At 67.6% G+C, this 8,202-nt stretch carries 10 protein-coding genes and 1 pseudogene; 10 read left to right on the top strand and 1 reads right to left on the bottom strand.

Annotation, left to right across the window (positions count from 1 at the left end):
• Positions 1 to 294: 294 nt before the first annotated feature.
• The 5 genes from acpP to AB1460_RS34390 all read left to right on the top strand — a co-directional run bounded on the left by acpP (position 295) and on the right by AB1460_RS34390 (position 3,533).
• Positions 295 to 531, top strand: a complete 237-nt coding sequence (gene acpP, locus AB1460_RS34415) for an acyl carrier protein (RefSeq protein WP_368966513.1) — start codon at positions 295 to 297, stop codon at positions 529 to 531.
• An 82-nt stretch (positions 532 to 613) separates the two neighbouring features.
• Positions 614 to 856, top strand: coding sequence for a hypothetical protein (locus tag AB1460_RS34410; RefSeq protein ID WP_368966512.1), 243 nt, complete (start codon positions 614 to 616; stop codon positions 854 to 856).
• 131 nt (positions 857 to 987) lie between these two features.
• The gene (locus AB1460_RS34405; RefSeq protein ID WP_420497444.1) at positions 988 to 1,842 is read left to right on the top strand and encodes an SAM-dependent methyltransferase; all 855 of its coding nucleotides are present in this window, start codon (positions 988 to 990) and stop codon (positions 1,840 to 1,842) included.
• A gap of 258 nt (positions 1,843 to 2,100) precedes the next feature.
• Positions 2,101 to 3,237: a Fic family protein gene (locus AB1460_RS34395; RefSeq protein ID WP_368966510.1), complete on the top strand. Its 1,137-nt coding sequence runs from the start codon at positions 2,101 to 2,103 to the stop codon at positions 3,235 to 3,237.
• Positions 3,238 to 3,401: 164 nt separating this feature from the next.
• On the top strand, positions 3,402 to 3,533 hold the full coding sequence (locus AB1460_RS34390; protein WP_368966508.1) for a hypothetical protein: 132 nt from the start codon (positions 3,402 to 3,404) through the stop codon (positions 3,531 to 3,533).
• Positions 3,534 to 3,643: 110 nt separating this feature from the next.
• Here AB1460_RS34390 and AB1460_RS34385 read toward each other — a convergent pair whose 3' ends face one another.
• On the bottom strand, positions 3,644 to 4,609 hold the full coding sequence (locus AB1460_RS34385; RefSeq protein WP_368966507.1) for an ERCC4 domain-containing protein: 966 nt from the start codon (positions 4,607 to 4,609) through the stop codon (positions 3,644 to 3,646).
• Positions 4,610 to 4,947: 338 nt separating this feature from the next.
• On the opposite strand from AB1460_RS34385, the gene AB1460_RS34380 reads away from it, so the two are divergent.
• The 5 genes and pseudogenes from AB1460_RS34380 to AB1460_RS34360 form a co-directional block, all read left to right on the top strand.
• Positions 4,948 to 5,454 carry a helix-turn-helix domain-containing protein gene (locus AB1460_RS34380; protein ID WP_368966505.1) on the top strand — a complete coding sequence of 169 codons (507 nt, stop codon included), beginning with the start codon at positions 4,948 to 4,950 and terminating at the stop codon, positions 5,452 to 5,454.
• Between the two features lie 216 nt (positions 5,455 to 5,670).
• Positions 5,671 to 5,802 (top strand): hypothetical protein, encoded by a 132-nt coding sequence (locus AB1460_RS34375; protein ID WP_368966503.1) that lies wholly within the window; start codon positions 5,671 to 5,673, stop codon positions 5,800 to 5,802.
• 459 nt (positions 5,803 to 6,261) lie between these two features.
• Entirely contained in the window at positions 6,262 to 6,492 is a 231-nt protein-coding gene (locus AB1460_RS34370; protein ID WP_368966502.1) for a hypothetical protein, read from the top strand.
• A complete protein-coding gene (locus AB1460_RS34365; RefSeq protein WP_368966501.1) occupies positions 6,489 to 6,866 on the top strand; it encodes a helix-turn-helix domain-containing protein in 378 nt (125 codons plus the stop codon). The genes AB1460_RS34370 and AB1460_RS34365 overlap by 4 nt, the downstream gene beginning before the upstream one ends.
• A gap of 855 nt (positions 6,867 to 7,721) precedes the next feature.
• Positions 7,722 to 8,069: pseudogene (locus AB1460_RS34360) on the top strand (transposase); the annotation flags it as partial.
• Between the last annotated feature and the right edge of the window lie 133 nt (positions 8,070 to 8,202).

The raw sequence follows: 8,202 nt of genomic DNA, 5'->3' as shown, positions 1-8,202 counted from the left end.
AGTCGTCACAAACCTCGATGATCACCGGTGGCCTCTTGCGTGCCTGGACCGGCTCCACCTCAACGTCGCATCTCAACCATGACCCATCAGATCAAAATGATCACTAAAGTCCGGCTGAAGTACTAGCCTGCGAGCACGGGCATCGAACCTTCGTTGGATGGCGCCAGACGGGACAGACCCCACGTGGTGAACATCACCATGCCAGGAGTGGACATTGGAGCTCGCGACGCGGACCGCTCAGAGAACATGCAGGTTCTGTCCGTTTCCATGCACGTCGGAGCAGGAGGCCGCGGAGTGTCCACCGTCGAGGAGCGCGTAAAGAGCGTCGTCGTGGAGCAACTGAAGGTCAAGCCGGAGGAGGTGACGAACAGCGCGTCATTCGTCGACAATCTGGGAGCGGACTCCCTGGACCTTGTCGAACTGGGCATGGCTTTGGAGGAGGAGTTCGGCATCGGTATATCCGACGAGGATGCCGAGGAGATCAACACCGTGCAGGACGCCATCAACTGGCTCAACGCACACTGGCGGTAGGTGCGCTGTCGGGGCTGTCGACGCGATCCGCCGTAGTTGCGGCTACCAGGCGGCCGCCGTCTCGGTACGGAAGACCGCCGTCGTGGTGGAGAACCGGTATGCCCGGATCCCGGATCCCGGCTACGAGGCACGGGTCCTCGGCGCGCTCGGTGACGCGGAGGGCACTCGGGCGGCGTTGAACCGGATGCGGGCCTCGGCGACGGATCTGCCGTTGCAGCCCGGCATCAGCCCGCCCGGCCCGGCCGCCGCCGAGATGATGTACGCCGGTGTGCCGAAGACAGAGTGCCTGCTCAGAGGCGGTTTCCCGCCTCGCCGGCCGGGCTGATTTCCGGTCGCCATCGCCGCACCGGTCCCGCAGTGGCACCCCCGATGCGGCACCCCCGGCAGGGGGTGCGAGAGTCTGCTGAAGAAGGCATTACCAGCAAGAAACGGGCAGTACTGGAGATAGGGGCAGTCGTGACTGGCGGCGACGACACCAGCTGGGGCGTCAGCCTGGGAGCACCGGGCTGGGCACCGCCCAGCGTCGATCTGAAGACCGACGTACCGCACTCGGCGCGAGTCTACGACTACATCCTGGGCGGTAAGGACAACTTCCCGGCCGACCGCGCGGCGGGCGAGATAACCGCGAAGAGCATGCCGGGCGTGGCGAGATCCATGCGGGCGAACCGGAACTTCATGGCCCGGATGGCGCACATCCTCGCCGCCGAGCACGGCATCCGGCAGTTCCTTGACATCGGCACCGGGCTGCCGACCGAGCCGAACCTGCACGAGGTCGTCCAGAAGGCCGCCCCCGAGTCGCGGATCGTCTACGTCGACAACGACCCCATCGTCCTGGTGCACGCCCGGGCCCTGCTCACCAGCACCCCCGAAGGTCGCACCGCCTACCTCGACGCGGACTTCACCGACCCGGAATCCATCCTGAAGTCCGAGCAGCTCACCTCCACCCTCGACCTCAGCCAGCCCGTCGCGCTCAGCCTGATCGCGATCGTGCACTTCATCCCGGACGAGACGCTCATCCAGAACGTCATCGACAGGCTCATGGCACCGCTGGCCTCCGGCAGCATCCTCGCGCTCTCCACGGTCACCGCCGACTACGCGCCCGAACCGGTGGCGGGCGGGGTCGCCGCGTACCGCGCCAACGGCATCTCGATGACCGCGCGTGACAGGACCACGGTCGAAGGCTTCTTCCGCGGGCTGGAGATCCTCGAACCCGGCGTCGTCCTCGTCCACCGCTGGCACCCGGACGAGGACGCGGCCGGGTACGGCGACAACGAGTCGTTCATGTACGGCGCGATCGCCCGAAAGCCATAATGCCTCCGGTTCCGGTGAGCGGTGACGGCACGGCAACGTTGCCGTCACCGCTCACCGGAACCGCTCAGTCCGCCGCAACGAGGAACAGGGCCTCTACGACGAGTACGAGGAATGCGCCCGGCGGATGGAGACGCTTCAGCGCGTCGAGAACGAGTGCGACCCGATCCCGTTCGGTGTCGAGGCCGCGCGGGCCTGCGGCCGGTTGGCGGCGGCTGTCATCGCCTTGACGTGATGACTACGTCAAACTATTTTTGAGGCATGCTGTATCCGACTCCTGCTCTCGGGTCCGCCGACGATCAGGTGCTCGGCGAGATCGACGACCTGCGGGATGCGCTGCGGCATCAGGTCGCGTCCACGCCGTCGAAATGGACTGATGGGCTTCGGAAGTTCCTGACCGCCGATGCTGTCGCGGCCTCGAACTCCATCGAGGGTTTCAAGGTGTCCACGATCGACGTCGAGGATCTGATGGCCGGCGAGCGAGACGTCGAGATCTCGGACGAGAACCGGGAGGAGACCCTGGCCTACCAGCGGATGATGACGTACATCCAGACCCTTCACGATGCCGAGGACTTCAGCTACAGCAAGGGCATGCTCAACGCTCTGCACTGGATGTTGCAGGGCCACCGCCACGCGGTGCGCCGGCCGGCCGGGCAGTGGCGCCGGGGCCCCGTCTACGTCACCGACGCCCGCGATCCCAGCATCGCGGCCTACACGGCCCCGGACGCCGATACCGTCCCGGAGCTGGTGGGGGAACTCGTCGACTGGCTGAACGCCGACGACGGCGCCCACCGTCTGGTGCGGGCGGCGATGGCGCATCTGCACCTGGTGTCCATCCACCCCTGGGCCGACGGGAACGGCCGGATGTCCCGTTCGCTGCAGACGCTCATGATCGCCCGCGAGGGTGTTCTGGCCCCGGAGTTCTCGTCCATCGAGGCGTGGCTCGGCCGCCCCGGCAACACCTGGGAGTACTACCGCGAACTCGCCGACCGGGGCCCGACGTACCTTCCCGACCAGGACGTCTCCAGCTGGATCCGGTTCAACCTGACCGCCTATCACCAGCAGGCCCAGACCGTTGCGGGCCGGCTCGACCGCTCCGGGCGGGTCTGGCACGCACTCTTCGAATTCGCCGAGACCATCAGTCTGGACGAGCGGGTGGTCACGGCCCTGCATGACGTGGCCATGGCGGGCCGTGTCCGCCGTTCACGCTACGAGCACGCCGAGAGCCTGAGCCTGCAGCAGGCGCAACGCGATCTTCGTGACCTCGCCACCGCGCAGGTTCTGGAACCGGTCGGGCGAACCCGGGCCCGCTACTACACCGCCGGCCCCCGCTTCCCGCAGCCTGCGCTCGACGTCGCACGCACGCCCATGACCTTGAGGAATCCGTACGTCAGCTGACAGGGCGACCCGCCGGCCCGCCGAAACCCAATCGGTAGTCACCCCCGGTGCCTGCCCGCCCGCAGTGCTTGAAGATCCCTCGGCTGTCGCTGCCCTCGCCCTCGAAGGGGCATCCAGAGCTGCTGACACAGCGGAGAAGATCTGTCCGCGCAATACACGGACCGGTGCACCCAACCAGCATTAATGCGAACCTGAACCTGCAGGTCACCGGCCCGACCGTGTCGGTGGGGCCGGTCCATGCGAAGATCCGCCGCGACGGCTACGCCGGCAATGCGAACGCCACGAAGATCAGGTAGTCCAGCGGTGTTCCGGCTGGCGCGTCTGGGCCGATGTCGGGGCTTGCCCCCGGTGGTCGTGGTTCTGTCGTCGAGATGCGAACGCACTTGTTGACGAAGGTCGGCCGCGGTCAGTGGGCGGCGCGCCAGGCGTCCCAGACGTCGGGTCGTAGCCGTCCTCGGTCGGGGACGGTGATGCCGTGTGCGCGGGCCCAGGTGCGCACCTCGGCGGTGGTTGGTTCGGGGGCGTTGGGTGCGTGGTCGAGGTCGTCCGTGAGCGGGCCGATGCGGGTGAGTGCGGCTTGTTCGGCGGTGGCCCAGAGGTGGGCGGCGGCGAGGTAGCGGTAGGTCCATTCCTCCGCGAGGGGGCGGGTCTCGCAGAACACGATCGGCACGCCTGGGCAGCGGATCTGTAGTTCAGCGAGGCCGTCGGCGACCAGGGCGGGCCGCACCCTGTCGAGCGCGAACAGCTGGGAGTAGCGGTCCTCGACGACGACGGCGGCCCTCGGTAGGGCGGCGAGGTCCGCCAGGGCGTAGCGCAGCCTGCCGGTGGTGAGGCTGGTGACGAGGTCCGGCAGGGACTTGCGTTCCACCGCGGCGGCCAGCCGCCCGTCGGTGATCAGGCCGTAGTCGCCCGCGGGCAGGGCGCGCCGTGTCGTGCGGACCTGTTGGGTGGCGAACCGGTAGGGGTACTTCTCGTGGGAGTCGACCACGATCTCCAGCTCGGTGACGCCGCCGGCGCGGGCGGTGGGGGTGCGGACGTTCGGCCGGGCCTGCTTGCGGGTCCGTGGGGACTGCCAGAACACCGCGTCGCGCCCCCGCGCGGTGGTGAACACCAGCTGGGAGCGGTTCTCCCGGGCCCGGTCGGCGATCAGATCGATGGCCGCGCCGCGACGGACGCAGGACCGCAACGGCACCCGCTCGACGAGCTCCGCTGTTTCCGGCCAGTCGGCGCTCGGCAGCGGGTAGCAGTAGAGCGCGGTGGTCCGAGGCCACGTCCCGGCAGCGCGGAACACCAACCCGTCCGCCAGCGGAAGACGCAGCAGGTACGGCAGCCGGGAATCCGGATCCGGGTTGCGGGCGATCAGCAACTCCATGCGGCCAGTCTTCCCCCATACGTCGGGGCACGGACGGACCGCCCTGTCGGCCCGGCTGTGCCTGGCCTCACCGCCGGGCTGAACCAGCCTCGCCCAGGGACGGTCAGTGAGTTGGGACGAGGAGTCCTGATCGGCTCGGAGCGCTCGTTCCGGTCGCACCGTGGTCGTTGAGATCGACGGCCTCGCCGGGCGTGCTGGCAGGCAGCGTAATGGCAGGTGGGGCCTGGGCTACGAGCTACGCCGCTATGGCTGTGATTCCTTGATCGTGGACGATGCTGAGCTGCGCGATCAGGTGTCCCAGCTACGCGGCGAGGGGAAATCGCCGAAGCAGATCGCTCGTGCCCTGGGCGTCGCGCCATCGAGGGTCGCCCCCCGCGGACGATGAGGAGAACGCTGGCGGCCTGGTGAGCGTGCTGGTGGCCCGCAGGCATCGCTGGGAAAGGGTGTCGGTGTGCGGGTTCCTGGCCGACGTCTACTGCCTGGGCGTGAAGAACGCCTTCGGCCCCGACATCAGGACCGACGTCGAGCTGTCCCAGCTCGTGCCCGAGTACTACGCTGCTTACCCAGCTGGATGGCAGGACGCGCCGATCGGCCTCGCCGCGGACATCGTCTTCGGCGCCGTGGAGTACGCCCGAGGCCTCGGTTTCGAACCGCACGCCGACTTCGTCCGGGCCGCCGCCCAGCTCGGCGCCTGGGACGGGCCTCCCGCCATCACCTTCGGCAGAGACGGCAAGCCGTTTTACCAGTCAGGTCCGTATGACAACCCCCGCAAGGTCATCGAAACCCTGGAACACCCGGTCGGCCCGCCGCCCGCCTTCGACTACCTCGTCGTCGGCAGAGCGTGACAACCACGCCGTCCTCCGGCAAGCGCACGTGCTCATCTGCCGCATGCTGGCCGTTCATCGTTTCCGGATGGACAGGCGGGAGCGTTGTACAGGCACCCGAGTGGGTGCTGCGCTCCGTATGTTGAAGGTCACGCTATGGAGGTTCGCATTGGTGCTGGTCGCCAGGATGCCCGATCTGGCCAAATGCCCAGGTCGCACCAATGGTCGCGGTGACCAGTGAACCCAACCAGCACTAATGCGAACCTGAACCTGCAGGTCACCGGCCCGGCGGTGTCCATCGGACCTGCCCACGCGAAGATCCGCCGGGCCGGCTACGTCGGCAACGTGAACGCCAGGAAGGTGGGGTAGGGGTTGAGTGGTGTGTCCGCGTGTCGCCTAAAGATCTTGGACTCGAGATAGGGCTCTATCTGGCAAGCCGTATCGAGCAGTCGAGATCCATCACGCTCCGTAGCTGGCTTCCGGTCTGGGTCGATAGGTTCGACCTATCGGTCGGCGTGGTTCTCTGTAGCTGCAGGTCGGCGGGCACGGGAAGCCGGTTCGTGTGGTGTTGGGCCCGATTTGACCGGCTCCGATGGGCCGATCGACGCGCCATGCCTTGCATGGAATATGCTCTCGATGTAATGATGTCGCAGTGGACATTGACTGGCCTGAGGACTTCGGCCGGTGGCTCGACCGCCTCGAGGAGGATGTGCGCGCAGGCGACGAACATTCGCGCCTCCTGCTGGCCTACGCGGCCCGTGCCCTCGACCAGTTGCGGAACCTGACAGATCCGCCCACCCGGGACAGCGAGATGGCGCTCTGCGCTGGGTGCGGCAGTCGCGCCGCTACCCGCTCTGGCGGGTCTCGCACGCCTACGACCCACGGGTAGCTGTCCGGCTGATCTGCTGGTTTCCTCCAGGGACGGGCACCGTGGTCGTCGCCCTGTTCGCCGCCGACAAGGCCCGGCTGGGAGACGTCTTCTACGACGGAGTGGCCGCCAGAGCCGATCCCATGATCGACCAGTGGAAGCGCGAGACATCCCACGAGGAGAAGCCATGACAGAGGACGCCCCGCAGCTGCCATCGAAGTTCGTCCGTGGCAACGACCACCTGAACCGGCTCCTGGCCGACCCCCAGCTCGCCGCTGACGTCGCCGACGCCCACATGGCGGCGGAGGAGATGGACCGGGTCTACGCCATGAACCTGGCGATGATCCGCAAGGCGGCACAGATGACCCAGGCAGAGGTGGCCAAGAAGCTCGGTGTCGGCCAGGCCGCTGTCTCGCGTCTCGAAAGCCGCGAGGACATGCTCCTGTCGACCCTTTACGACTACCTCACCGCCACCGGCGCCGACACCGCCAGCATCGTCGTCACCGTCCACGGACGCCGCATCGAACTCGACCTCGGCGTCATCCACGGCACCCGGACCGCCTGACGACCCGGACACCTCGACTGCATGCGCCGAGCCAGGGAGACGCGGGCCCGTGGGCGACGAACCAGCTTCACTCCAGGAACCGGCTACCCGACGTGGGCCGGCTGCATGAAGCGCCCGCCTGCGTCCGGCGCTCGATCAGAGCACAGATCGGGAACGCTGTGGACGGACCTCGGTCCGGACGAGCCAGTAGAGCCGACGTCATCCCGCGTCGTAGCCGGCGCGAGCCCGGCCACGGAAGCGGTCACGGGGTGCGGAAGAACCGAGACGCCAGCCGCCCACGGATCCCCAACTGGGCGCGTCCGTCTGCCGGATGCTGGTCGTTCATCATCGCCGGATGACGGTGGCGGGAGCACTGCCCGGGCATACGAACCATAGTTGCAGCGCTCCGCGTGTGCCCGGTCACGCTATGGAGGTTCGCATTAGTGCTGGTCGCCAGGATGCCTGCTCTGGCCAAATGCCCAGGTCGCGTCGATGGTCGCGGTGACCAGTGCACCCAACCAGCATTAATGCGAACCTGAACCTGCACGTCAACGGCCCGACCGTGTCCGTCGAACCCACCCACACGAAGATCCGACGGGCCGGCTACGCCGGCAATGTGAATGCCAGAAAGATCGGATAGGGGTTGACCGGCGCGGCCGTGCGTCACTCGAAGATCCCGGACTCGAAATAGCGCTCAGTCCGACTGGCCGCGCTGAATGCCTGGCTACCTCGGGAAGTGCCACTGGCGCGTCAGGGGTTCGAGCCCGAGCAATGGTTGAGACCTGTGGATCGGCTGGGGAGGGCGTACCTTCCCGGTGATCGAGGTTGAGGTCTCAGTCAGGCCGACGTTGGCGCGTCGGTCGGGAAGGCACGCCCGTGCTCACGGTAGTACCTGAGGACAACGGATCCGAGGACGGCCAGGCGGCCAGGTCGTCGCTGATCGATGAGATCGTCCGGGAGGGTGCCCGGCGGATGCTCGCGGCCGCGTTGGAAGCCGAGGTCGACGCCTACATCGCCGAGCTCGCTGACGAGCGTGACGAACGTGGCCGCCGGTTGGTGGTCCGTAACGGCCGTGCCCAGCCGCGGCAGGTGATGACCGCCGCGGGCGCGGTCGAGGTTCAGGCGCCGCGGGTCAACGACCGCCGCGTCGACCCTGACAGCGGGCAACGGCAGCGGTTCTCCTCGGCGATCCTGCCGCCGTGGTGCCGCCGCTCCCCGAAGATTGCCGGATGGCTCCGGTAGCGAGTTTTGGCCCCACCTTCCAGCGGCTCCTGGCCCCACTTGTCGATCTTCGCGGGTTGGTTGGGGAACGAGTTTTGGCCCCACCTGGCCGTGACGATGCGTGTTCGCCGGTGTC

It is taken from the genome of Parafrankia sp. FMc2 (assembly GCF_041008525.1).
GTDB lineage: Bacteria > Actinomycetota > Actinomycetes > Frankiales > Frankiaceae > Parafrankia.
The sequence above is the reverse complement of the archived record's forward strand: the minus strand, read 5'-3'. Positions and strand labels throughout refer to the sequence as shown.

What these genes read in the sequence shown, in the direction of transcription:
- AB1460_RS34385 (WP_368966507.1), bottom strand. Translation starts at nt 4,609, where the DNA reads ATGGAGTTGCTGATCGCCCGCAACCCGGATCCGGATTCCCGGCTGCCG.
- AB1460_RS34365 (WP_368966501.1), top strand. Translation starts at nt 6,489, where the DNA reads ATGACAGAGGACGCCCCGCAGCTGCCATCGAAGTTCGTCCGTGGCAAC.
- AB1460_RS34395 (WP_368966510.1), top strand. Translation starts at nt 2,101, where the DNA reads ATGCTGTATCCGACTCCTGCTCTCGGGTCCGCCGACGATCAGGTGCTC.